General features: G+C 63.6%; 23 protein-coding genes, 1 tRNA gene and 1 riboswitch. Of the genes, 7 read left to right on the forward strand and 17 right to left on the reverse strand.

Annotated features, from left to right (window positions below):
• Positions 1-26 precede the first annotated feature (26 nt).
• From L858_RS0108940 to L858_RS0108965, 6 genes are all read right to left on the reverse strand, one after another.
• Entirely contained in the window at positions 27-254 is a 228-nt protein-coding gene (locus tag L858_RS0108940) for a F0F1 ATP synthase subunit C (RefSeq protein ID WP_021240110.1), read from the reverse strand.
• Between the two features lie 52 nt (positions 255-306).
• Complete coding sequence (locus tag L858_RS0108945; RefSeq protein ID WP_022682810.1) at positions 307-1,092, reverse strand: F0F1 ATP synthase subunit A; 786 nt, start codon at positions 1,090-1,092, stop codon at positions 307-309.
• Between the two features lie 48 nt (positions 1,093-1,140).
• On the reverse strand, positions 1,141-1,467 hold the full coding sequence (locus tag L858_RS0108950; RefSeq protein WP_022682811.1) for an AtpZ/AtpI family protein: 327 nt from the start codon (positions 1,465-1,467) through the stop codon (positions 1,141-1,143).
• Between the two features lie 174 nt (positions 1,468-1,641).
• Complete coding sequence (locus L858_RS0108955) at positions 1,642-2,043, reverse strand: YdbL family probable chaperone protein (protein WP_022682812.1); 402 nt, start codon at positions 2,041-2,043, stop codon at positions 1,642-1,644.
• Positions 2,040-2,228 carry a YnbE family lipoprotein gene (locus tag L858_RS0108960; RefSeq protein WP_022682813.1) on the reverse strand — a complete coding sequence of 63 codons (189 nt, stop codon included), beginning with the start codon at positions 2,226-2,228 and terminating at the stop codon, positions 2,040-2,042. The genes L858_RS0108955 and L858_RS0108960 overlap by 4 nt, the downstream gene beginning before the upstream one ends.
• The gene (locus L858_RS0108965) at positions 2,225-5,461 is read right to left on the reverse strand and encodes an intermembrane phospholipid transport protein YdbH family protein (protein WP_022682814.1); all 3,237 of its coding nucleotides are present in this window, start codon (positions 5,459-5,461) and stop codon (positions 2,225-2,227) included. Before L858_RS0108965 ends, L858_RS0108960 begins: the two co-directional genes overlap by 4 nt.
• 137 nt (positions 5,462-5,598) lie before the next feature.
• On the opposite strand from L858_RS0108965, the gene radC reads away from it, so the two are divergent.
• Positions 5,599-6,294, forward strand: a complete 696-nt coding sequence (gene radC / locus L858_RS0108970) for a RadC family protein (protein ID WP_022682815.1) — start codon at positions 5,599-5,601, stop codon at positions 6,292-6,294.
• A gap of 43 nt (positions 6,295-6,337) precedes the next feature.
• Here the strand turns inward: radC and L858_RS0108975 are convergent, their stop codons facing one another.
• Both L858_RS0108975 and L858_RS0108980 read right to left on the reverse strand, forming a co-directional pair.
• Entirely contained in the window at positions 6,338-7,672 is a 1,335-nt protein-coding gene (locus L858_RS0108975) for a DEAD/DEAH box helicase (RefSeq protein WP_022682816.1), read from the reverse strand.
• A gap of 117 nt (positions 7,673-7,789) precedes the next feature.
• Positions 7,790-8,236, reverse strand: coding sequence for a hypothetical protein (locus L858_RS0108980; protein ID WP_022682817.1), 447 nt, complete (start codon positions 8,234-8,236; stop codon positions 7,790-7,792).
• Positions 8,237-8,314: 78 nt separating this feature from the next.
• On the opposite strand from L858_RS0108980, the gene L858_RS0108985 reads away from it, so the two are divergent.
• From L858_RS0108985 to htpG, 4 genes are all read left to right on the forward strand, one after another.
• Positions 8,315-9,754: an FAD-binding oxidoreductase gene (locus L858_RS0108985; RefSeq protein WP_022682818.1), complete on the forward strand. Its 1,440-nt coding sequence runs from the start codon at positions 8,315-8,317 to the stop codon at positions 9,752-9,754.
• 133 nt (positions 9,755-9,887) lie between these two features.
• Positions 9,888-10,676, forward strand: a complete 789-nt coding sequence (locus L858_RS0108990; RefSeq protein ID WP_022682819.1) for a SapC family protein — start codon at positions 9,888-9,890, stop codon at positions 10,674-10,676.
• Between the two features lie 290 nt (positions 10,677-10,966).
• Positions 10,967-11,041 (forward strand) — tRNA-Glu (locus L858_RS0108995).
• Positions 11,042-11,164: 123 nt separating this feature from the next.
• Positions 11,165-13,045 (forward strand): molecular chaperone HtpG, encoded by a 1,881-nt coding sequence (gene htpG, locus L858_RS0109000; protein WP_037504545.1) that lies wholly within the window; start codon positions 11,165-11,167, stop codon positions 13,043-13,045.
• A gap of 20 nt (positions 13,046-13,065) precedes the next feature.
• Here the strand turns inward: htpG and L858_RS19900 are convergent, their stop codons facing one another.
• Positions 13,066-14,037, reverse strand: a complete 972-nt coding sequence (locus tag L858_RS19900) for a cation efflux transmembrane domain-containing protein (RefSeq protein WP_022682821.1) — start codon at positions 14,035-14,037, stop codon at positions 13,066-13,068.
• Complete coding sequence (locus tag L858_RS0109010) at positions 14,034-14,483, reverse strand: type 2 periplasmic-binding domain-containing protein (RefSeq protein WP_022682822.1); 450 nt, start codon at positions 14,481-14,483, stop codon at positions 14,034-14,036. The genes L858_RS19900 and L858_RS0109010 overlap by 4 nt, the downstream gene beginning before the upstream one ends.
• A 149-nt stretch (positions 14,484-14,632) precedes the next feature.
• On the opposite strand from L858_RS0109010, the gene L858_RS0109015 reads away from it, so the two are divergent.
• The gene (locus L858_RS0109015) at positions 14,633-15,859 is read left to right on the forward strand and encodes an NAD(P)/FAD-dependent oxidoreductase (protein WP_022682823.1); all 1,227 of its coding nucleotides are present in this window, start codon (positions 14,633-14,635) and stop codon (positions 15,857-15,859) included.
• 9 nt (positions 15,860-15,868) lie between these two features.
• On the opposite strand, the gene L858_RS0109020 is transcribed toward L858_RS0109015, so the two are convergent.
• Positions 15,869-16,342 carry a 2'-5' RNA ligase family protein gene (locus L858_RS0109020; protein WP_037504549.1) on the reverse strand — a complete coding sequence of 158 codons (474 nt, stop codon included), beginning with the start codon at positions 16,340-16,342 and terminating at the stop codon, positions 15,869-15,871.
• Positions 16,343-16,473: 131 nt separating this feature from the next.
• Between L858_RS0109020 and L858_RS0109025 the strand changes: the two genes are divergently transcribed.
• The gene (locus tag L858_RS0109025; RefSeq protein ID WP_022682825.1) at positions 16,474-16,893 is read left to right on the forward strand and encodes a hypothetical protein; all 420 of its coding nucleotides are present in this window, start codon (positions 16,474-16,476) and stop codon (positions 16,891-16,893) included.
• Positions 16,894-16,902: 9 nt separating this feature from the next.
• Here L858_RS0109025 and L858_RS0109030 read toward each other — a convergent pair whose 3' ends face one another.
• The 6 genes from L858_RS0109030 to fabD form a co-directional block, all read right to left on the reverse strand.
• Complete coding sequence (locus tag L858_RS0109030; protein WP_022682826.1) at positions 16,903-17,832, reverse strand: homoserine O-succinyltransferase; 930 nt, start codon at positions 17,830-17,832, stop codon at positions 16,903-16,905.
• Between the two features lie 43 nt (positions 17,833-17,875).
• Positions 17,876-17,982, reverse strand: a riboswitch (SAM-I-IV-variant riboswitch).
• Positions 17,983-18,422: 440 nt separating this feature from the next.
• Positions 18,423-19,394, reverse strand: a complete 972-nt coding sequence (mltG, locus tag L858_RS0109035; protein WP_022682827.1) for an endolytic transglycosylase MltG — start codon at positions 19,392-19,394, stop codon at positions 18,423-18,425.
• Between the two features lie 10 nt (positions 19,395-19,404).
• Positions 19,405-20,664 carry a beta-ketoacyl-ACP synthase II gene (gene fabF / locus L858_RS0109040; protein ID WP_022682828.1) on the reverse strand — a complete coding sequence of 420 codons (1,260 nt, stop codon included), beginning with the start codon at positions 20,662-20,664 and terminating at the stop codon, positions 19,405-19,407.
• Positions 20,665-20,837: 173 nt separating this feature from the next.
• On the reverse strand, positions 20,838-21,071 hold the full coding sequence (locus tag L858_RS0109045) for an acyl carrier protein (RefSeq protein ID WP_007689016.1): 234 nt from the start codon (positions 21,069-21,071) through the stop codon (positions 20,838-20,840).
• Positions 21,072-21,288: 217 nt separating this feature from the next.
• On the reverse strand, positions 21,289-22,029 hold the full coding sequence (gene fabG, locus L858_RS0109050) for a 3-oxoacyl-[acyl-carrier-protein] reductase (protein ID WP_022682829.1): 741 nt from the start codon (positions 22,027-22,029) through the stop codon (positions 21,289-21,291).
• A gap of 19 nt (positions 22,030-22,048) precedes the next feature.
• Entirely contained in the window at positions 22,049-22,984 is a 936-nt protein-coding gene (gene fabD, locus L858_RS0109055) for an ACP S-malonyltransferase (RefSeq protein WP_028055969.1), read from the reverse strand.
• Positions 22,985-23,018 lie beyond the last annotated feature (34 nt).

The raw sequence follows: 23,018 nt of genomic DNA on the forward strand, positions 1-23,018 counted from the left end.
CCGACCCGCCCGTCCCAAAGCGGCTTTTAGGCCACGAACACCAGGATCATGGCGATAACGAACGCCAGCAGACCCAGAAGTTCCGCAGCGGCGAAACCGATGAACAGACGGCCCTGCTGACCGTCAGCAGCACCCGGATTGCGCAGCGCGCCTTCGAGGAACGAGGCGAAGACGTTGCCCACACCGAGCGAGGCGAGGCCCGCACCGATGGCAGCCAGGCCAGCACCGAGCAGCTTTGCGGCTTCTGCGTCCATGTCGTAAACTCCCTTTTCTAAATTCAGGTAACGTTGAAGAAATAACGGAAACTCAGTGCAGGTTCTCGGCGTCGTTGATGTAGACCGAGGTCAGCAAAGCGAAAACATAGGCCTGGATCACCGCCACCAGCACTTCCAGGGCGCTGATGCCGATCATCAGGATGAAGCTCGCAGAACCGACCGTCAGGCCATAGCCGACCCCTGCATTGGAGCTATTGATAACGAAGCCGGCCAGCACCTTCAGCAGCACGTGTCCGGCGGTCATCGCCACGAACAGTCGCAGGCCAAGGCTGAACGGCCGAACCATGAACGACACCAGTTCGATCGGGAAGATCACGGGGATCATCGGCAGCGGCGTGCCGTGCGGAACGAACAGCGAGAAGAAGTGCAGGCCGTGCTTGGAGAAGCCCACGATCAGCACGATCGAGAAGCTCAGGATGGCGAGCACGCCGGTCGCGGTGAAATGGCTGGTGAAAGTGAAGGGGTGCAGGCCGATCAGGCCGAGCGGCAGGAGACCGAGCAGGTTCGCCAGCAGGATGAACATGAACAGCGAGAACACATAGGGAATATACTTCTTGCCGCCCTCACCCACATTGGCGATCAACAGGCTCTTGATGAAGCCGGTCATATATTCGACCGCCATCTGCCAGCGGCCGGGAACCAGCTGACGCTTCATGCCGCCGACGACGAAGACCCAAAGCACCACAGCGGCGGCCACCATATAGAGCGCGCTGTTGGTGAAGGCGATATTGTAGCCGCCGATCGACAGATGATCCGTACCGAACAGCGGTTCGATCGCAAACTGATGCATCGGATCGATTTTGCCGGATTCTGCCACGTTGGACCCCTGTAACGTCTAAACCTTCGGACTATGACAAAAGCGCCCCTATTGGTCGGGACGCTTCGTCGTCGTCAATCTGATGATGTTCCTGAAAGCAACCACGATCCCAAGACCGAGGAAGGCAAGCAGGAGCCATGGGGATGTCCGCAGAAAGTAGTCCAGAGTACCACCCACTACGGCACCGCCAGCAAGACCACCGATCAGTTCCGCGAGTACCCTGTTGCCCAGGCGCGACCCATCGTCCGCCTGCTGCACCTGTGTCCCCTGTCTGACCTTTTCGGCTTGTTCGGCTTGCGCGATCCGCTCCTCCAAAGAAGTGATCCGCGCGTCCTCCCCCGCCGGGTCGTCCTGCCCGGGTGCATCGCCTGCCATCAGCCATCCTTTCCGTACGGGCTTGAAACCCAACGTCAGGCGGCATGGCGCTTGCGGCTGCACCCGTCAAGGCGCGGCCCGTTTAGAAAGGGCATCCCGGAGTGTCAACCGTCGTTGGGCAGGAGATTTTCCGTCTCAACGAAGCCGCGGCCAAACTCCGCCAGCGCGGGGAAATTACCCGGCGGTGGCGCAATAGGACGGCAAGGCGATTGGCGCGGCGCCCTTGGTTTGCCAGCTTCCGGCGCCAACGCGATAGACCTGCCCCTGCTTCACACGGCTCGTCAGCGTCTGGCAGCCCGTGGCGGCGGCGACATCCTGCACCGTGACGCCGCGCTTGCTGGCAAGGTCGGTGTAAGCGGCGCGACGCTTGATGTTGATCGATTCGACCTCGGATCTCACCGCGTCGCTCACCGCGCCCGCTATGCCCAGATAGCCATCGGCCTGCTCGCCAACCTTGCCGTCGGCCATTGCGGCAGCCACGGCGCCGGACTGCGCCTGAGCCGGTGACACCATGGTCAGCCCGGCCGCGAGGGCGACCGCTGCTGCGGCGGCGATCATCAAAAACTTGCGTGTCATTGCGGGAACAACTCCGGGTTATTCTGGATCAGGTCCTTGGCGTCGCGCTGCAGGCGAACCACCACTTCCTGCTGCACCTTGACGTTGAGGTTGATTTCGATCGGCTTCTCAGGCGCCTTCACCTGAATACAGCCCCCCAGGGCCAAACCGGCGAAACCCGCCGCCATGATTGTTCGCTTCGTCATTTCTGCTCCCCATTTCGCATTATGTCGCTTTCGGCAGGCTGAACTGCAAGCCCGTCCTGGATCATTTTAGCCCGCATCTTCTCCTGCATCTGATCGCCGATGCTATTTTGTATGAGCGTTGATGGATCGATGAAGGATTTGGCGGTTCCCAGCAGCCCCCGAAATGGCGCCGCGATCCGCACGTTGAAAAGGAAGGGCAGCCCGGTGAAGTTCTTCGCCAAGCCGGCAGGCGCCCCGCCGATCTGACCACGATTTACGCCGTTGAAGACGACGTTCGTCACCATCTCGCCGTCCAGCGCGCCGTCCATCAGAATGGTGAGGCATTTATATTGCAGATTCTTGAGCGCATCGAACGCCAGCCGGCCCATCACGCCCAATTGCTCGTTCGACACCGGCCCCACATAGGATAACGTGCCCGACTGACGCCTGGGGTCGCAGGGAATGGTCGGCAACACGCCCTCCGGCATCACCAGGGGCGGCATGCCCTGTTGGCGGGCGACCAGCACGCCGCCAGCCACACGCCCACCCTGCGCGTTGAAGATCAAAGGCATGATGCCGTCGAAAGTGCCTGTGGCCGAGATATTCTTGAGGTCCATCGCCTGGATGAACGCCCCCGCATCGAGTCCCAGCACCCGGAAGGTCAGATAGCGATCGACATCGGCGCTGAAGTCCATCGTGGTCGGCAACAGCAGCAGCTGCCCGCCGGAAAAGGGCCAGCCGCCGCCTTCTATATGCACCTTCTGCCCGCGCTCCAGCCGGTATCGGACAAGCCCATCCCGGACCTCGACGCCGGGATTGATCGACCTGATTCGCACCTGCTGCCCCGGCGCGCTCTCCAGGCCCAGCAGATCGGTGAACCGCAACTCGCCGGACAATCCCTCCACCGGTCCGAACGCCGCTGCAAGGTTCGCATCGTCGGTGCGGAAAACGCCGTCGCTCGACACGACGGAACCGTTCCAGCGGATATGTCCTTCGCCACGCACGGTGCCGTTCACATTGGCGACGACGCCCAGAGCGAGGCGGGTCACGTCCTCCGGCTGCAACGTCGGTCCGAAAACCAGACCCGGCACGTTCAGGTCGGCCCTGCCCCGTCCGCTGCCCAGATCATGCGCGATATCGGCGTGGGCGACCACGCCGTCATTGCGCCGTGCCCGCAATGTGCCCGTGGCCGCGATACGCCCGCCCTTCATCGTCAAGGCGAAGTCGGGCACGTTCAGCGGCTCGAACCGCCCTGGCGACATCGCGTCGCGCACGCTCAGTCGCGCTGAGAGCCTCAACACGCCATCCGTAAAGCGCCAGTTGCCGCTGCCTTCCTCGACGATCAGCGGCACCGCGCCGATCTCTCCGCCAGCGCCCGTCAGCGTCCCGCCGATCCCCTTGTCCTCTATCCTGCCACTCAGCGCGGCCGCGGTCAGCCTGACCGGCGATGCTTCCGCCCCGATCATCAGATCAGCGTCGGTCAGCGTGAATCCGGCCTGCCCCATCGCCACTCGCAATCTGCTCGCCTTCAGCCGCATCGGGCTGTCCCCGCTCCGGCCGGCGAGCGAAAGGCCGCGTATCTCGGCGCCACCACTTATGCCGTTAGCACCTGCAGCCAGCAGCGGCCCGCCATTGATCGGGCACAGCGTCTGCCGGGTTTTGCCGATGGAGAAACTGCCATAGCGCGCTTCCGCCACCGCGACCGGCACGCAGCGTCCATTGAGGACAAATGTTCCGCCCGCATTGACCCGCCCTTCAACCGGTATCGCCAGTCCGCGCACGCGCCCGCCGGGCAGAGGGCCGTCCAGCTGCAATTGCGTGGAAAAACGCGTTTCCCCGGTGGGTCCGGCGACGAAGCGCACAGGCTCGATAGACAGCCGGGCGTCGCCGGCAGAATAGGGGTCGAGGAACAATTGCCCGCCAAAGCCGCCGCCGGCGCGACGCGCGAGGCGCAGCGCGGCACGAGGCAGCCCGCCCCCTTCCATCGTGATCGAGCCATCCAGTGCCCAGTCGATCGCTGCCCCCTCCTTACCGGGCCAGGCGATCGTCACTCGGCCGTCGCCCGGGATCGACGCTCGGGCGCCACTGCGCGCGGCAAAGCGCGTGCCGGTGAGGACGAGGCTACCGCCTCCATTCCGCTGCGCCAGGGCAAGTTCGGTCTGCAGCACATTATCTTCGCCGGCCTGCTGCACGGCTTGCGCCAGCTTGGCCGCCAGCGGACCGACTGGCGTCCCAGCGGTAGATGCGCGCAGCCCCGTCAGCGGATCGCGGCCGGCCACACGCAGCTGATGCGCGGACAGCCGCCCCTGCATCCGCGCGTCCTTCTTGCCCACATGCCAAGCGCCGTTGAGCTCCGTCTGCCCAGCCTGCACGCCCATGGCCGACAGGGCCGCCGCAGTGATCCTTGCTCGGCCGCTGGTGCTGGCAGCGCTGCCGTCGAAATCGATGCGGCCAGACGGCCGCCCCAGCACGACCCCGTTCGACTTGAGCCCCACGCCGGTCAGGTCGACCCGGCCGGACCAGCGATCCAGCGCCTTGCCAAGCCGTAGATCGACATCGGCCACCGGCTTGGCGATCGCCGTCGCGATGCTACGGCAGGACAGGGCCTCGGCTTGAACAGGTCCCGACAAATGAGGCTGCTCATTGCGGATCGCGACAGCCAGATCAGCCTTCATCCCGGCCAGCCCGCATCCAGCAAAACCCGCATTGGGCATCACCGCGGCTACCTTGCCACGGAAGGCGGAGCGGAGATTACCACTCCCGCTGAGCCGCATGCCAACCGGTCCCGCATCTGTCTCCAGCCGCAGGGTCGTATCACTCAGGGCAAGCGCGATATCGGGAAGGCTGAACGGCGCGTCCGAGGAAGGATCGCGAAATTTGTCGAGCTCGCCCAGCTTCAAGGCGCCACCATGCAGTGAACCGCGCAATCGCACGCCGCCGGCGCGGACTGCCGCGACATGGGGCGTCACGCCGGCAAAGGCGATATCCACTTCCACCCAACGGGCGGTCAGATCCGGGCGCGCCGGATCGCCAAGCACGATATTTTCGATGCGCTGGGTGCGGAGGCCGATTTCGGTAAGATCATATTGCGCCTGAACACCGCGCCGGTTCAGTTCCCGGCCGATAAAATTCTCGGCGAGCGGCGCCCGCTGCGTCCAAAGCGCTACCAGGACCAGCGCCAGCGACCCCGTTCCGACGCCAAGCCAGCGCAGCCATCCCCGGCGAAGCTCCTTTTCGCCGTCATCTTCATCCATGCCTATGGCCAACCCCGGCTTTCAACGCGCTGTTTTAGTCCGTAACGCCTTCATAACGTCTCAGCACTCCTAAATATCCTTGCCGCCAAAATCCGCAACGAATAGCGTCCGTCCCCGCGAACGGGGACTGGTAAGCATTGACGCAAAAGGGTGAGAAGGGCGAGCATGACGGTGCCGGGCACCGGGCGCGCCTGCGGCAGAAGCTCGCGGGGAGCGGCGGCGATGCGCTGCACGACCATGAACTGATCGAATATCTGCTCGCTCTCGCCATTCCCCGCCGCGACACCAAGCCGCTCGCCAAGGCGCTGCTGCGGGAATTTGGCGGCATCGGCGGGCTCATGACGGCGGAGTGGGAGGCGATCGGCCGCGTGCCCGGCATGGGTGACACCAGCATAGCCGCGATCAAGATCGTCCAGGCCACCCTGCTCCGCATGCTGCGCAACGAGGTCGCCGAGCGGCCGGTGCTTGCCAGTTGGCAGGCGCTGCTCGACTACCTCCGCGCCGACATGGCCTATTTGTCCGTCGAGCGCGTTCGCGTCCTGCATCTCAACAGCCGCAACATGCTGATCCGCGATGAACATATGGGCGACGGCTCGGTCGACCAGGCCGCGATCTACACGCGCGAGGTGATCCGGCGGGCCATTGATCTCGGCTCAGCCGCGCTGATCCTGGTCCATAATCATCCCAGCGGCTCGCCCGAACCCAGCCGTCAGGACATCGAGATCACGCGCCACATCGCGGAAGCAGGCAAGCGCCTGAACATCGCCGTGCACGATCACATCATCATCGGGTCGCAAGGCCATACCAGCCTGCGGGCCAAGGGGCTCCTATAGCGCACGGAAACAGCAGGACGGCAGCCGCCCCCCCCCCAGTCGGTCAGGCGGCGAAGCCCACCGAGAGAAATTCCGGCACGGGTCCGTTCCAGCCCTCATCCGGACCGTCATCGACGGCTTCCACCCGACGCGGCCGCCCGCCATTGACGTCCGGACGTGCCGCACGCGGCTCCTCCCGGCGGCGATCATCCCTGCGCTGATCCTTGCGCCGGTCCCTCTCGCCCCTGCGCGGCTCCTCCGCCGCCTTCTCTGCCGGTGCGGCAGCGGGCGGAGCGATCGACTCGATCTTCTGCCCGATCAGTTTCTGGATATTGTCGATCGCCTCGGCATCTTCGCTGGTGACGAAGGTATAGGCCACGCCCTTCGCGCCCGCGCGGCCCGTTCGGCCGATACGGTGGACATAATCGTCAGGATGCCAGGGCGCGTCGAAGTTGAACACATGGCTCACGCCCTTGATGTCCAGCCCGCGCGCCGCGACGTCCGACGCCACCAGAATATTCACGGTGCCGGCGCGGAACCGCTCAAGTTCCGCGATACGGGACGCCTGATCGATGTCGCCGTGGATCTCGCCAGACTTGAAGCCGTGCCGCTGCAGGCTCTTGTTCAGCTCCCGCACCGTAGTCTTGCGGTTGCAGAAGATGACAGCGCTCTGCACCTCCTCCCCCTCCAGCATCGCCCGAAGCGCCTCGCGCTTCTTGCGCGAATCGACCTTCACCAGCCGCTGCGTGATGTTGGTCGACGCCGTCGCAGGACGCGCCACTTCAATCGACTTGGGATTGGACAGGAAGCGATCCGCCAGCTTCTTGATCGGCGCGGGCATCGTTGCCGAGAATAGCAGCGTCTGCCGCTGTGCCGGCAGCTTCGTGCAGATTTCCTCGATGTCCGGGATGAACCCCATGTCCAGCATGCGGTCGGCTTCGTCGATCACCAGCATGCTGCAACCGTTGAGCAGGATCTTGCCCCGCTGGAACAGGTCCATCAACCGCCCCGGCGTGGCGATCAGCACGTCGACGCCCTTCTCCAGCGCCTTCACCTGATCGCCCATCTGCACGCCGCCGATCAGCAGCGCCATGGAGAGCTTGTGATATTTGCCGTATTTCTCAAAATTCTCGGCCACTTGGGCGGCCAACTCACGCGTCGGCTCCAGGATCAGCGATCGCGGCATCAGCGCACGCGCACGGCCGTGAGCAAGAATGTCGATCATCGGCAGCACGAAGCTGGCCGTCTTGCCAGTCCCGGTCTGCGCGATGCCAATGATGTCCTTCATCATCAGCACGGGCGGGATCGCCTGCGCCTGGATCGGCGTGGGCGTGTCATATCCGGCCTCATTAACGGCCTTCAACAATTCATCGGATAGGCCGAGGTCGGCGAATGTCATTCAGTTGTCCGGACAGGAGGCAATCCCCGGATCGGAAGACCGGAGAAATCGCGCGCGCATTGCGGAAATATCGGCTTCTTGTCAAGGAAATCGCGTCGCAAGCCCCTCACGCTCCCCTTAATCGTCGCGCTCCGTCTCCTCCAGCCGGCGGAAGCTGTCGATTGCGCAACTGGCGCCGCTTCGCGCCTGCAACTCGTCGCGCCCCGAGCAGAGCGAGCCATCCTCATCCGGCTCAACGTAGAAACCGGAGTAGAATCCCATGGACCGGCATCCCCGCTCCAGCCTCGCGCGATAACGGTGATTATCCGCCAGCAAAAGGTCTATAGCGTTTTCCATGATGATGCTGGCCGAGCGAATGGAGCGTAGCGCGATGCAGCGCGGCCCCTTCTTCTCCTTCCACGCCGCCCGACCTTCAGGATCGGGACGCGCCGGGGCACGGCCCTTCTTCGCCATGGGTACGCGGACGATCACGCGCTGTTCTATGGTCAATTGTGCCCATTGGACCGGCTCGGCTGCGGGCGCGGCAAGCAACGACATCGGCAGCAGCAGAACGGAATGAAGCAAATCGAACCCCTTTTGGGACGCTGACGCTATGGACCAATGGTTGAACCGTCGATGAATTCCAAGGCATAGGACAGTCCCATGATAGGACAAGAGATTATCGATCGCTTTCAACGCCTCCTCGGGCCGAAAGGCGTCATGACCGATCCGGACGACATCGCCCCCTGGGTGACGGACTGGCGCGGCCGATATCATGGCGCGGCCGCCGCAATGCTTCAGCCGGAAACGACCGAGCAGGTCGCAGCGGCGGTCAAGCTGGCGGCGGAACTTGGCGTGGCGATCGTACCGCAAGGCGGAAACACCTCCATGGTGGGCGGCGCGACACCGCCTGCGGACGGATCAGCCCTCATCCTCTCGCTACGGCGCATGAACCGGATTCGCAGCCTTTCGGCGGCCGACAATCTGGCGGTTTGCGAGGCGGGCGTGATCCTCGCCCATCTGCACGAAGCCGCCGCACAGGCAGACCGGCGCTTTCCCCTCAGCCTCGGCGCAAGAGGGTCAGCAACCATCGGCGGCCTCGTCTCCACCAATGCCGGCGGCACGCAGGTTCTGCGCCATGGCACAATGCGCGCGCTGGTTGAAGGGATCGAGGCCGTGCTGCCCGACGGCAGCATCTTCGACAGCCTCGACGCCCTCAAGAAGGACAATCGCGGCTATGACATCAAGCAGTTGTTGGTCGGCGCGGAGGGAACGCTGGGCATTGTCACGGCAGCGTCCTTGCGCCTCGTCCCCGCGATCGCCGCGCGCGCGGTCGGCTGGGTCGGCGTGAAGTCCCCGGCTGAGGCGCTCGCGCTTCTCCGCCTTGCGGAAAGCAAGCTGGGCGACAGCGTGGAGGGCTTCGAAGTGATCGCCGACGACGGCCTCGGCCACGTCCTGTCGCACATTCCGGGCACCCGTTGCCCGATCGAGAAACGCACCCCTTGGCATGTCCTGATCGAGATCGACCACAGCGACATGCGCGAGCCCGGTCCCGCCGAACGACTTGAAGTCGTGCTGGCGCAAGCCCTGAAGCAGGGCCTGGCGGAAGACGCCGCCATCGCCGCCAACGATGCGCAGGCCGAGGCCTTCTGGCGCATCCGCGAATCGCTTTCGGAATCGGAGCGTGCGCAGGGGCCCGCCCTGCAATATGATATCAGCGTGCCTGTCGCGCGCATGCCCGCCTTCATGGTCGAGGCAGCCGCAGCGGCAGAGCAGGCTTTCCCCGGCACCACCGCCTCGTCCTTTGGTCATCTGGGCGACGGCAACGTCCACTTTCATGTGCGCGCGCCCAAGGGGACGAGCGACGGACCGGCCTGGATCGCCGCTGAAGGACAAGCGATCAATGCCTTCGTCCATGACGCTGTAGTCGCAGCCGGCGGATCGATCTCGGCCGAGCACGGCATTGGTCAGATGAAGCGCGCCGAACTTGGTCGCCTCGCCAGCCCTGCCCGCCTTCATGCCCTGCGCGCGATCAAGGCCGCTTTCGATCCGCACGGGATCATGAACCCGGGCAAGCTCATCCCCAATCCGGAGGAAGGCTGAACCGCTCCGGCGCCCCCATCGCTTCGACAAAGCGATTGCCTCCCGCTCCCAAGGCCTTTAATCCCCTCCGCCCAGTAATCAGGCCCTGCGGCGCGCAGCCATGCGTCGCTTTTTGAGAGAAATGGACTAGATCATGGCAAGCGCGCCCGCCAACGGCCTTCCGGTTTTCTATAACGACCTTATCCCGCTGAGCAGCGTCGATCATGCCAATTACAAGAGCCGCTCGGTCGATTCCGCGCCCTTCCTGACGACGCAGCACGCCATTCCGCTGACCGTGGACGAGTTCGTCGCTGCCCAGCGGTTCGTGCCGATCATCTTTTCCGTCGGCGAGGAGGCCGTTCCGCTCGCGTTGATGGGCCTCAATGAAGGCGTCAACACTTTCCTGGATGATGAAGGCAAGCTGCGCGGCCCGGCCTATGTTCCCGCCTATGTCCGCCGCTATCCTTGGATGCTGGCGAAGCTGCGCCCCGACAGCGACGAACTGTCGCTCTGCTTCGACCCCACCAGCGACGCGGTCGGGGAGTTCGAGGACGGTCAGCCGCTCTTCGAAGACGGCAAGCCCAGCGAACTGACTCAGGGCGTCCTCAAATTCTGCGAGGATTTCGAGCAGGCTGCCGCGCGTACTGGCCAGTTTATGAAGGATCTGAACGATCTCGACCTGCTGATGGACGGCGAAGTCGCCATTCAGGTGCCGGGCAATGAACAGCCCTTCGTCTATCGCGGCTTCCGGATGATCAATGAAGAGAAGCTGCGTGACATGCGCGGCGACCAGCTGCGCAAGATCAACCAGAACGGCATGCTGCCGCTGATCTATGCGCATCTTTTCTCGCTCCAGCTGATTCGGGAAGTGTTCGAGTCGCAGGTTGCGCAGGGTAAGGGTCCCATCCCGATCCCGGCTGCACCGCAGGCGGCGAACGCCTGACAGGGAATTTTTCGTTACGGAACTGAGACTTGATAAAAAAGGTTGCACCCTGCCACTTGAAAGGGCGTCCGACCTGCTTTATCTATCGAACATACGGCGCACCTGCCCCCCTTTCGGGTGTGTCGTATGGGCGCCTCCCCCTTTGGAGGCGTCTCCTCCCTGAACCTTGGCCACCCCATGCGAACCGCGTGGGGTGGTTTTTTATAGGCCGCAGGTCGATGCGGTTTTGCTTGACGGCGGGCCGACGCCCACCTAAAGGCGTCCGCCTGCCGGCCGCTCATGCGGCCAGTGGCCCCTTCGTCTAGCGGTCAGGACGCGGCCCTCTCACGGCTGAAACACGGGTTCGATTCCCGTAGGGGTCACCATATCTCCCATATCGAACGTGCATAGCGCTATGCAGCCGCGACTCTCGGTCGGGGCTTGAAAGGCGCCGCTTTGCCGACCATTTGATCGGCGGATTTTACTGGGAGGACGCTGTAAACATCATGATGACGACCGACGCTGCGCCTGAAACCCGTTCATTCGAGGCCGACGTAGCCAGGCTGCTGCACCTGATGGTGCACGCGGTCTATTCGGATAAGGATGTCTTTCTTCGCGAACTGATCTCCAACGCCGCCGACGCCTGCGAAAAGCTGCGCTACGAATTGCTGAGCGATCCGTCGCTCACGGGCGAGGACGCCGGCCAGCCGCGCATCACCGTGACGCTCGATGCCGACGCGCGTCAGCTCACCGTCGAGGATAACGGCATCGGCATGAGCGAGGTCGACCTCGTCGAAGCGCTCGGCACCATCGCCCGATCCGGCACAAAGGCCTTCATGGACCGGGTGGCCGCCGCCAAGGAGGGCGAAGGAGCGCAGTTGATCGGTCAGTTTGGCGTCGGCTTCTACTCCGCCTTCATGGTCGCCGATCGGGTCGACGTATTCTCGCGCCGCGCAGGCTCCGGTGCTGCCGCGCATTGGTCTTCGGACGGCCTTGGCACCTACAGCGTCCAGCTGGTGGAACCCAGCGCGGCTCCCGCGCGCGGCACTCGCATCATCCTTCATCTCAAGGAGGATGCAGCGAGCTACACCGAACCTCATGCGACGCAGCGCATCATCACCGCGCAGTCGGGTCATGTCGCCGTACCGATCTTCCTCAAGGACAAGCCGGATGCGGAAGCCAGGCAGATCGCCGATGGCGTCGCGCTCTGGACCCGGCCCAAATCGGAGATCACGGCGGAGGAATATACCGACTTCTATCGCAGCGCGGCCGGTCAGTTCGATGAGCCGGCGCTGACGCTCCATTATCGCGCCGAAGGGCTGCACGAATATTCAGTGCTCGCCTTTCTTCCGCAGATGCGTCCGTTCGACCTGTTCGATCCGGATCGCAGCGGCCGCATGAAGCTTTATGTTCGCCGCGTTTTCATCACCGACGAAGCCGAAATCCTGCCGCGCTACCTGCGCTTCATGCGCGGGCTGGTGGACAGCAACGATCTGCCGCTCAACGTCTCCCGCGAGATGATCCAGGAAAGCCCTGTACTGAGCGCTATTCAGAAAGGCGTCACCAGCCGCGTCCTTGCCGAGCTGGAAAAGCTCGCGAGCAAGGATGTCGACGCCTACCGCGCCTTCTGGGAGAATTTCGGTGCTGTCCTCAAGGAGGGCCTGTATGAGGACTTCGCTCGTCGGGAAGCCCTGCTCGGCCTCGCGCGATTCAGGTCGACCGCGTCGGGTGAGGGCTGGCGCTCGCTCGCCGACTATGTGGGTGCGATCAAGGACAATCAGACCGCCATTTACTATGCGACCGGCTCCGACCTCGACCGCCTCGCCTCCTCGCCCCAGCTGGAGGGGTTCCGTGCGCGAGGGATAGAGGTGCTGCTGCTCACCGATCAGGTCGACAGTTTCTGGGTGACGGCCGGCATCGATTACCAGGGCAAGCCGTTCAAGTCCGTGACGCAGGGACTGGCCGACCTCAGCCTGATCCCGCTAGCCGACGGCCACGGCGCGGCCGCGCCGGCGTCGGAGGAAGTCGGCGGCTTCATCGCCTATGTGAAGGCTATGCTGGGCGATGAAGTGGCGGACGTCCGCGTGTCTGAGAGGCTGACCGAGAGCGCGGTCTGCCTGGTCGCTCCCGACAATGCGATGGACCGCCAGCTGGAAAAGCTGCTCGCGGGGGCGGGACGCCTCGATGCTGCGGCCAAGCCTGTGCTGGAGATCAATCCTCGGCACGAACTGATCGGCAGGTTGAGCGCCTTGGCGGAAGACAGCGCCCTGCGCGAAGACGCCGCGCGGCTGCTGCTGGACGAGGCGCGCATCGCCGATGGCGAGCTGCCGTCCGATCCGCGTGCCTTTTCCGCCCGCCTTGCCCGCGTGATCGGACAAGCCGCGGGCTGAAGGCCATGCCGGCGGCCGGGCTAGCGCTTGGCCGCTTGCTTGGTAGCTTTGGGAATGAGTCGCGACTGCTCGGCCTCGGTGGGCGGAATGAAGCTCACCTGCGCGACGCGCCAGGCACGCTTTTTGTCACCCGGCCAATAATGCCGCGGGTGGCGCACCTCCGCCGGCGGCAGGGTGTCGTGCACCTCCGCCCGGATCAGCCGCCCCGTCTCGCGAAGGCGCACCGTCGCATCGGGAAACTCCTGCCGCAACCGGTCGCGCAGCCGCAGGGCATCCTCTGACAAGCTCGCGCTCGACAGCGCACGCGGCGTCCCATCGACCAGTTCGGCAGTGGAAGAGCGTAGCGCCTTGATCCCGTCATTCAGCACGTCCAGCGAGATAAGCGCAGCGGCGAGCGAGTCCGCCCACCACCAGCCCAGCCCCAGCCCGATCACACCCGCCAGACCGGCGGCGCCCGTCAGCCAGTTCGCCTTGTTCATCAGCGCATCGGTATGCAGCAGCTTGTCGTTCAGCTGCTCGGCAAGCGGGAGCTCCTTGCGTCCGATGATGAGCGGCGGCACCAGCGCATAAAGCTGCGCCGCGATCATCAGCCAGCCGAGCCAGATATCCTGCCCGAGGATGACGATCGATCCGACCGTCGCATGTTCGGCGCGCGCCAGGGCAATCGCCGCATTATAGAGGAGCAACGCGCCCACCGCGGTCAGCGCGACGGCAGCGACGAAGAAGCCGAGCCCGTTCACACGGTCGAAGCCATAGGGAAAGCGCTCCGACGGCGTCCCGCGCCGCTCCATATGCGCGGCGATCAGGAACATGATCGGCGGCACCAGGCCCAGCGTATCCTCGACCCAGGCGGTCTTCATCGTCTCGCTTTGACCAAGTACCAGGCCCATGGTGACGATGATCGTCAGCGTCCAGAAGATGTTCCAATATTCCAGGCGGACGGCCTTGTTCAGGCTCTCGTTCAATTCCGGGGGAAGGCCATTGTCTCTCATTGCGCCCTCGCCTCTGCGGAGATGGCGCGGCTGGCGCGTTCCACCGTCATGATCCAGCGGTTCTCGCCATTGCGCATCGCCGCCTTGAGCTCGATGGGTTCTTCGCGGCTGCCGGATGTTTCGAGCGGCGGCCCTAGCGCCACCTCGCTCGTCCAGGGGCTTTCCCGACTAAGGCGGCCAAGAGCAAGATCAAGCTCTCCAGCCTTGAGCTGCGTGAGCAGCGCCTCGCCCGAACCGGGCCGCCACTCGGCACGCGCGCCTGTTCGCTGCTCGATGTTGCGGATCAGTGCCGACAAACGTGCGTCAGTGCGCAGATCGGGATCGACCAGCCCTACTGAAAAGCGGCGGCTCGACTCGATCCGTTTCGACGTGTCGGCCGGGTCGCGCGGTAAGGCGTCGCACCCAGCAAGAAGAAGAAGAAGGCCAATTAGAGCAAGCTGCTTCATTACGCCTGTAAAACATCTTCACCAGCATCAGGTTCCCTTCCCGTCAGGGTCCGGCCGCCCCTCGTCGAGCAGTTGGCGGGATTCTGCTTGCTCCCTTGAGCGAACCACGCCATCAGCGGCAAAATGCAGAGTGAGGGGATTGTTCATAGATGAGCTATTATGACGTCGTGATCGTAGGCGCTGGCCATGCCGGCGCTCAGGCAGCCATTGCCTTGCGCCAGCACGGCTTCGAAGGCTCCGTTGCCATGATCGGCGATGAGAAGGACCCGCCCTACGAACGCCCGCCGCTGTCGAAGGAATATTTCGCCGGCGACAAGAGCTTCGACCGCATCCTGATCCGCCCGGCCAGCTTTTGGGAAGAGCGCAAGGTGGACATGCTGCTCGGCCACCGCGTCAAGGCGGTGGACCCTGCGGCCAAGTTCGTCACCGTGGGCGATCGGGAAATCGGCTATGGCAAGCTGATCTGGTGCACCGGCGGTAGCCCGCGCATGCTGACCTGCAACGGTGCTGACGCTGAAAATGTTCATGCCGTGCGCCGCCGCGACGATGTCGATGCGATGATGGCGAAGCTTGACCAGATCAACCACGTGACGGTGATCGGCGGCGGCTATATCGGGCTGGAGGCGGCCGCGGTATTGTCCAAGTTCGGCAAGAAGGTAGTGCTGCTCGAGGCGCTCGACCGCGTGCTGGCCCGAGTCGCGGGCGAGGATCTGTCACGCTTCTACGAGGCGGAGCATCGTGCTCATGGCGTGGATCTTCGCACCGGCGCGCGGATGGACTGCATCGAGGTTACCGACGGCAAAGCAACCGCCGTGCTGATGGCCGATGGTGAGCGCATCGAAACCGACATGGTGATCGTGGGCATCGGCATCATCCCGGAAACCGGCCCGCTGATCGCGGCAGGCGCAGCTGGCGGCAACGGCGTGGATGTCGACGAATATTGCCGCACCAGCCTGCCCGACATCTATGCGGTCGGCGACTGCGCGGCCCATGCCAACCGCTTCGCACGCGGCGCGCAGATCCGACTGGAGTCGGTGCAGAACGCCAATGACCAGGCGAAGACCGCCGTGGATCACATACTGGGCAAGGCGCAGCCCTATGACGCGGTGCCCTGGTTCTGGTCCAACCAATATGATCTGAAGCTGCAGACCGTCGGCCTTTCGACCGGCCATGACCAGACGATCCTGCGCGGCGATCCGGCGAGCCGCAGCTTCTCCGTCCTCTACCTCAAGGCCGGCAAGCTCATCGCGCTCGACTGCGTCAATGCGATCAAGGATTATGTGCAGGGCCGCGCCCATGTGGTATCCGGCGCCCTGCTCGATCAGGCACAGCTTGCGGACGCCGGCATCCCGCTCAAGGAAGTCGGCCTCGCCTGAAGCGAACGATCAACCGCGGAAGCTGGCTTTCAGGGCCAGCTCCCATGGGCCCTCGCGATAATGCCAGGCAGCAAGCCCGGCGATCGCGAGCGGCTTTGGACGGAAATCCTGCCGTAAAATCTGGTAGAGCGCCCTCGCTTCGCCGGGCTCGACCTTGTTCTGCACAGTGATGTGAAAGCGCGGGCGCCCCTGATCCTGCGGCACCAGCAAGCCGGTGAACGCCTCGGCAAGCTCGTCGCGGATTGCCATGAGTTCAGCGCTTTCCACCCGATAGGCGACGCCCCGCCCCAGCAGCATCACGTCGGAAATCATCGCGGCGGGTGCAGGGCCTGCACAGAGACGCTTCAGCCGATGCCTCAATTCCTCCAGTAAAGAGGGCGGCAGGTGATGGAACAAGGTGACGTGCGCGGGAACCTGATTCCGCTCGGGCGGAAAATGCGCGCGCCGCATCCCCTCCGCCCATGCGAAATCGGCTGCGCCCATCAGCGCCGTCACTATGATCGGCAATCCCGGCCTGTCGCTCAATGCACGCTTCCCTCTGCCGGCTTTCCCAATTGTACGACAGGCCCTATCATACCGCGCGCCGACGGGGGGCAGCGGAAGGGGAAACGATCATGATCATTTCACGATCCACGCAGTTGGCAGGCATCATTCTTCTGCTCTGGAACCTGATGGGCGTTGGCGCCTTCGTCATGCAATATGGCACCGATCTCCAAAATCTGGCGAAGAGCGATCCCTATACGGCGCGGATTTTCGCCACGATGCCGGCCTGGGCCTGGCTGGCCTATGGGGTCGCGGTGGGCGCGGGCACGCTCGGTGCGATCCTGCTGCTGTTTCGCAAGGCCGCTGCCGTACCGCTCTTCCTGCTTTCGATCAGCGCGGTGATCGTCCAGTTCGGCTATAGCTTCCTCGGCACGGACCTGATTGCGGTAAAAGGCTTCACGGCGGCGATCTTTCCAGCCGTGATCCTGATTGTCGCCATTGCCCAATGGCGTTATGCCCGCCATCTGACAGCCCGAGGCGTCTTGCAATAAGGGCAGCTATCAAGCCGCAGAACGCCAGCCCCCGCTTCCATCGCTCTCCTCAAGAACGAAAGGCGCGGTCTGATAAATTTCGTTGATCCAGTTGCCGAACAACAGATGCGCATGGCCTCGCCAACTGTTGATCGGCGCCTGTGAGGGGTCATCGCCGGGGAAGTAATGCGCCGGCATTTGTCCAGCCCCATCGCGGGCAAACTCCGCCGCCAAGGTCAGCGTGTCATATTCCAGATGGTTGAACATGTGCAGGAAGCCGCGTGCCGGATCATCGATCAGGCACAGGCCGGACTCCTCGCTGTCGGCCAGCAATTTGAGCCCGCGATCCGCCGGCAGATCATCCCGGCGCACCTCTGACCAGCGCGACACGGGAACGCAGAAATCGTCGGAAAAGCCGCGCAGATAGGGAGATGAAGGCACATGGCTGCGATGCCTGAACACTCCGAACGCCTTGCGGTCGAGCGAACGCTTCTCCACCCCATGAAAATGCTTCAGCGCAGCTTGCGCGGCCCAGCAAATGCTGAGCGAGCGATGCACATGCGTCTGCGTCCAGTCGAAAATCGAGCGTAACTCGTCCCAATAGCTCACCGCCTCGAACGGTAGATGCTCGACCGGCGCGCCGGTGATGATGAAACCGTCGAACCGCTCGTCCCTGACATCACTCCAGGGCCGGTAGAAGGATGCCATATGGTCGGCGGATGTATTGCGCGAGACATGGTCGCTGATCCGGACCAGCGTCAGTTCGACCTGCAAAGGCGTCGCGCCCAGCAGCCGCGCCAGCTGCGTTTCGGTGCTGATCTTGTTGGGCATGAGGTTGAGCAGCGCGATGCGGAGGGGACGGATGTCCTGCCGGACCGCATCCGCCTGCCCCATGACAACGACCCCTTCGGCCTCCAGCGTACGGCGGGCGGGCAGGTCGTCGGCTATCTTGATCGGCACGTCACGTCATTCCTTGCTGGGGAGCGACGATCAACAATGTGGCTGAGGTCCGTTGGATTGCCGGATCGGCCACATCCTCCTTGATGGAGTGCCACCTTGCCCGGATCGGCAGGTTGGCGTCGGGCGTCGTCCCAACTCTTGATGCTGCCGGTCATTTAGGAGCGCCGAGCAGATATTGCAACCGCTGCTTTTGAAGAGGAAAGGAAGGCTTTGGGCGGCCGGGTGCGACCAGTCGCAGACCTAACCAACCGTCACCCCGCACTTGATCCGAGGTCCCGCTTCTTCACCGCCGCAGCTGTGTTCAGAGAACAGCGGGACCCCGGCTCAGGGCCGGGGTGACGAGTGTCGGAATGGCGGGAAACCACCCTGGTATGACATTCCTTCTCTCTTGGAGGGGTACGGGGCCCTGCTGAGCGGATTGAAGCTGGGGGAAGTTGGATGAGGGGAGCGACTACGCGCCAGCCTTCCTCCTGCATTCCCTCACCCAGCCAAGCCAGGCAGCAAGCTGCCAAGCCTGCCGAACCCTCTCCCTCCAGGGAGAGCGAAAGCTCGATTGTCGGCTCACCGCCCACGCCAGTCCCGACGCAAGCTTAGAGCTCGCCCCTCGCCCGGCGGATCTCGAACCATTTCCGCACATTCTCATTATGCTCTTGCAGGGTGTCGGCGAAGATATGGCCGCCCTTGCCGTCGGCCACGAAATAGAGCGCCTTCGTCTCCGCCGGGTGCAACACCGCCAAGATGGAAAGCCGGCCCGGATTGGCGATCGGCGCCTTGGGCAACCCTGTCATCGCATAGGTATTATAGTCGTTGACCGCCGCAATCTCAGACTTCTTGATCCGTCGCCCCAGTGGCTTGCCCTTGGTGATCGGATAGATGATGGTCGGATCAGCTTGTAACATCATCCCCGCCTTCAGGCGGTTGCCATAGACGCCCGCCACCGTCGGCCGCTCTGCAGGCACGCCGGTTTCCTTTTCAACGATGCTGGCAAGAATGATCGCCTCACGCGGCGATTTGGGCACGCTCTTCGGATCGCGCTCCGCCCACAGCTTCGTCAGGGCGCGGCTCATCGCTTCCTGCATGCGCTTCAGGACGGCCGCTCGACTCTCTCCCTTGTCGAAGGCGTAGCTGTCCGGCAGCACGCTACCCTCCTCCGGTACCGGGATTTCCCCGGTCAATTCAGGATTAGCCATCAGCCGTTCATAGACGAGGATAGAGGGCATCCCCTCTGGTATGGTGACGAGCCGGGTCAGCGTTTTGCCGCCTTGCAGGATCGAGAAAATATCCGAATTGCTCGCGCCTTTCGGAATCAGAAACTCACCTGCCTTGATCGACTTGCCGCGGCCGAAGATTTTCGCTCGCGACAGGAAGGCGTCGGCCGAGCGCACCGCGCCCTTCTGCTTGAGCAGCACCGCAGCATCAGCAACGGTCGCCCCATCCGGGACGACGATGGTCACGTCTTTCGTCGCCGGTCCCGTCTCGGTCCATCCATAGACAAATCGGAAAGCGACGAAGGCCGCGACGGCCAGGCCGATCAGCAATAGGCTACAGCCAAGCCGCCGCATATCTCGTATCTCAGATCGCCTTCATGATCAGCGAGGCGTTGGTGCCGCCGAAGCCGAAGCTGTTGTTCAGCACCGCGCGCACCTTGCGCTCCTTGGCGACATGAGGGACCAGGTCGACGCCCGCGCAGCTTTCGCTCGGCTCGTCCAGATTGAGCGTCGGCGGCACGATCTGGTCGCGCAGCGCAAGGATGCAGAAAATGCTCTCCACCGCGCCCGCGCCACCCAGCAGATGGCCGATGGCCGACTTGGTGCTGCTCATCGACATGGTGGAAATATTGTCGCCGAACAGCCGCTTGACGGCGCCCAGTTCCAGTTCATCGCCCAGCGGCGTCGAGGTGCCGTGTGCGTTCACATAGTCGATGTCCGCCAGCGACAGGCCCGACTTCCTCAGCGCCATTTCCATCGAGCGATAGCCGCCATTGCCCTCCGGATGGGGCGCGGTGACATGATAGGCGTCACCCGACAGGCCGTAGCCGATCACCTCGGCATAGATATGCGCGCCGCGCTTCCTGGCATGCTCATATTCTTCCAGCACCACCACGCCTGCGCCCTCGCCCATGACGAAGCCGTCACGGTTGACGTCATAAGGCCGCGACGCCTTTTCCGGCTGATCGTTGAAGGCGGTGGACAGCGCGCGCGCCTGAGCGAAGCCGGCGATACCGATCGGGCAGATCGCACTTTCCGCGCCGCCCGCCAGCATCACGTCGGCATCATCCATCGCGATCATGCGCGCAGCGTCGCCGATCGAGTGGGCACCGGTCGAGCAGGCGGTCACCACCGCATGATTGGGTCCCATCAGGCCATATTTGATCGAAACCTGACCCGAGATCAGGTTGATGAGCCGGCCGTGGACGAAGTGGGGCGAGACGCGACCCGGTCCCTTGTTCGCCAGCACCAGCGATTCGCTTTCGATGCCTGGCAGGCCGCCAATGCCCGAACCGATCGAGCAGCCGGCGCGCAGCCGCTCCTCCTCGCTCATATTGTCGAGGCCCGCGTCACGCAGCGCCTGGCTGGCGGCGGAAATGCCATAGACGATAAACGGATCGACCTGCCGCTGGATCTTGTGATCGACGTCCAGCCCCGGATCATAGCCATATTCATGGTCAGCCGGCTTCACCTCGCAAGCGATGCGGCACTTATATTCGCTGGCGTCGAAGCGCGCGATCGTCGCCGCGCCGGACTTGGACGCGAGGATATTCTTCCACGTGGTTTCGACATCTCCGCCCAGAGGGCTCACCATGCCGAGGCCGGTTACGACGACGCGACGCATATATCTGCTCCGAAAAACTTCTTTGGCTTGTGCCGTCCCTTAACCGCTTCAAAAGCGCTTGTGAACGGTCGCCAGATACGAAAAGGCTCCCCAAGACCCGGTCTGCCCGGACAGGAGGAGCCATTTCATTCAAACGCTTCGGCCCTCGTCACAAGGAAGGCCGTCAAACGCTCTTACTGCTTGCTGTCGATATAATCGATGGCATCCTTGACGGTCGCGATCTTCTCAGCCGCGTCGTCGGGGATTTCAACGCCGAATTCTTCCTCGAACGCCATCACCAGCTCAACGATGTCCAGGCTGTCAGCGCCCAGATCGTCGATGAAGCTCGCATCCTCGGTCACCTTTTCGGCTTCGACGCCCAGATGCTCGACGACGATTTTCTTTACGCGATCCGCGGTCTCACTCATGAGTGGTCCTTTTTACTGGGTATCGTTGATAGGTCTGAATATTTGTTAAGGCATGCCCTAGTGGCAAGCTTTCAGCGAGGCAAGAGGCAAGAGACATTCGGGAAACACATTCCCGGCGCCCGCATTCGCCTGCCGCGCCTCGATGGCACAAGGCAACGGCTTTGCAAATGCCCAAAATGCGCGGGCGCGTAGGATTACGCCCGCGCGCCCACCGGGATCAGATCATCGCCATGCCGCCATTGACGTGCAGCGTCTGGCCGGTGACATAGCCCGCCTCCTTGCTCGCCAGATAGACGACGGCCGCCCCGATATCCTCGCCAGCGCCCAGGTCGCCAGCCGGAATCTTGGTCAGGATCGCCCCCTTCTGCGCATCGTTGAGGGCATCGGTCATGGCCGAGCGGATGAAGCCGGGCGCCACGCAATTGACGGTGATACCGCGGCTCGCCAGTTCCTGGCCCAGCGACTTCGACATGCCGATGATGCCCGCCTTGGACGCGGCGTAATTGGCCTGACCCGGATTGCCGGTCACGCCCACCACGGATGTGATGGAGATGATGCGGCCGAACCGCGCCTTCATCATCGGCTTGGCCGCAGCGCGAGCCAGCCGGAACGCCGCCTCCAGATTGACGGAGATGACATCGGCCCACTCATCATCCTTCATCCGCAGGATCAGATTGTCGCGGGTGATGCCGGCATTGTTGACCAGAATGTCGAGCTTGCCGCCAAGCGCTTCCACCGCCTGCGGCACCAGCGCATCGACAGCGACCGGATCGCTGAGGTTGCAGACCAGTGTCTTGTGACCGCCGCCCAGTTCGGCCGCAAAGGCCTTCAGCTTCTCCTCATTGCTCCCCGAAAGGGCAAGCGTCGCCCCCTGCGCGGCCAGCCCCTTCGCAATAGCTGAGCCGATACCCCCCGAGGCGCCCGTGACCAGTGCCGTCATGCCTGTCAGATCGAACATGTCTCTTATCCTTATTTGATCAAAAAGCCGCCAGAGCCGCCTCGATATCGTCCATCGTCACGATGCTGCGCACGGTCGCATCGGGTGCGATGCGCCTGACCATCGGGCCCAGCACCTTGCCGCCCAATTCGACAAATTCCGTCACGCCGGCATCCCACATGGCGGAGACGGATTCGCGCCAGCGGACACGGCCCGTCACCTGCTCGACCAGACGCTGCTTGATCTCTTCCGGATCAGCGATCGCGCTCGCCAGTACATTGGCATAGACCGGCAGCAGCGGCGTGTTGATCGCCGCCTTGCCCAGCGCTTCTTCCATCGCCTCCGCCGCGGGCTGCATCAGGGGGCAATGGAAGGGCGCCGACACCGGCAGCAGCACGCCGCGCTTGATGCCATGCTCCTTCACCAGCGCCACCGCCCGTTCGATCGCGCCGCGATGGCCCGAAATCACCACCTGGGTCGGATCATTGTCGTTGGCCACGGTGCAGACTTCACCCTGCGCCGCCGCATCGGCCAGCGCCTGCGCCTTCTCGATGTCCGCGCCCAGCAAAGCCGCCATCGCGCCCTCGCCCACCGGGACCGCCGCCTGCATCGCCTGGCCGCGCAGCTTCAGCAGCCGCGCGGTGGTGCCGATGTCGAACGCCTCCGCCGCACAAAGCGCGCTATATTCGCCAAGGCTGTGCCCGGCGACGAAATCGCCCTTTTCCGCGAGCGAGAAGCCGCCCTCCCTCTGCATCACGCGCAGCGTCGCGAGCGCATTCGCCATGATCGCGGGTTGGGCATTCTCCGTCAGGGTAAGGTCGCTCTCGGGGCCTTCCACCATGATGCGGAACAAATGCTGCGACAGAGCGTCATCGACCTCCTGAAACAGTTCCTTCGCTGCGGGGCTCGCCTCGGCCAGCGCCTTCCCCATGCCGACCGACTGGCTGCCCTGACCCGGAAAAAGAAATGCCCTCATCATCCACCTTCTGACCCATGCGCGCTCAGGAAAG

Origin of the sequence: Sphingobium bisphenolivorans, from assembly GCF_000412635.1 — a bacterium.
GTDB classification, from domain to species: Bacteria; Pseudomonadota; Alphaproteobacteria; order Sphingomonadales; family Sphingomonadaceae; genus Sphingobium; species Sphingobium bisphenolivorans.

Bases quoted from the DNA above. Each gene is read 5' to 3' on its own strand.
- L858_RS0108940 (WP_021240110.1), bottom strand. From the start codon at position 254: ATGGACGCAGAAGCCGCAAAGCTGCTCGGTGCTGGCCTGGCTGCCATC.
- L858_RS0108950 (WP_022682811.1), bottom strand. From the start codon at position 1,467: ATGGCAGGCGATGCACCCGGGCAGGACGACCCGGCGGGGGAGGACGCG.
- L858_RS0108955 (WP_022682812.1), bottom strand. From the start codon at position 2,043: ATGACACGCAAGTTTTTGATGATCGCCGCCGCAGCAGCGGTCGCCCTC.
- L858_RS0108960 (WP_022682813.1), bottom strand. From the start codon at position 2,228: ATGACGAAGCGAACAATCATGGCGGCGGGTTTCGCCGGTTTGGCCCTG.
- L858_RS0108965 (WP_022682814.1), bottom strand. From the start codon at position 5,461: ATGGATGAAGATGACGGCGAAAAGGAGCTTCGCCGGGGATGGCTGCGC.
- L858_RS0108975 (WP_022682816.1), bottom strand. From the start codon at position 7,672: ATGACATTCGCCGACCTCGGCCTATCCGATGAATTGTTGAAGGCCGTT.
- L858_RS0108985 (WP_022682818.1), top strand. From the start codon at position 8,315: ATGATAGGACAAGAGATTATCGATCGCTTTCAACGCCTCCTCGGGCCG.
- L858_RS0108990 (WP_022682819.1), top strand. From the start codon at position 9,888: ATGGCAAGCGCGCCCGCCAACGGCCTTCCGGTTTTCTATAACGACCTT.
- htpG (WP_037504545.1), top strand. From the start codon at position 11,165: ATGACGACCGACGCTGCGCCTGAAACCCGTTCATTCGAGGCCGACGTA.
- L858_RS19900 (WP_022682821.1), bottom strand. From the start codon at position 14,037: ATGAGAGACAATGGCCTTCCCCCGGAATTGAACGAGAGCCTGAACAAG.
- L858_RS0109010 (WP_022682822.1), bottom strand. From the start codon at position 14,483: ATGAAGCAGCTTGCTCTAATTGGCCTTCTTCTTCTTCTTGCTGGGTGC.
- L858_RS0109015 (WP_022682823.1), top strand. From the start codon at position 14,633: ATGAGCTATTATGACGTCGTGATCGTAGGCGCTGGCCATGCCGGCGCT.
- L858_RS0109020 (WP_037504549.1), bottom strand. From the start codon at position 16,342: ATGGGCGCAGCCGATTTCGCATGGGCGGAGGGGATGCGGCGCGCGCAT.
- L858_RS0109025 (WP_022682825.1), top strand. From the start codon at position 16,474: ATGATCATTTCACGATCCACGCAGTTGGCAGGCATCATTCTTCTGCTC.
- mltG (WP_022682827.1), bottom strand. From the start codon at position 19,394: ATGCGGCGGCTTGGCTGTAGCCTATTGCTGATCGGCCTGGCCGTCGCG.
- fabF (WP_022682828.1), bottom strand. From the start codon at position 20,664: ATGCGTCGCGTCGTCGTAACCGGCCTCGGCATGGTGAGCCCTCTGGGC.
- L858_RS0109045 (WP_007689016.1), bottom strand. From the start codon at position 21,071: ATGAGTGAGACCGCGGATCGCGTAAAGAAAATCGTCGTCGAGCATCTG.
- fabG (WP_022682829.1), bottom strand. From the start codon at position 22,029: ATGTTCGATCTGACAGGCATGACGGCACTGGTCACGGGCGCCTCGGGG.
- fabD (WP_028055969.1), bottom strand. From the start codon at position 22,984: ATGAGGGCATTTCTTTTTCCGGGTCAGGGCAGCCAGTCGGTCGGCATG.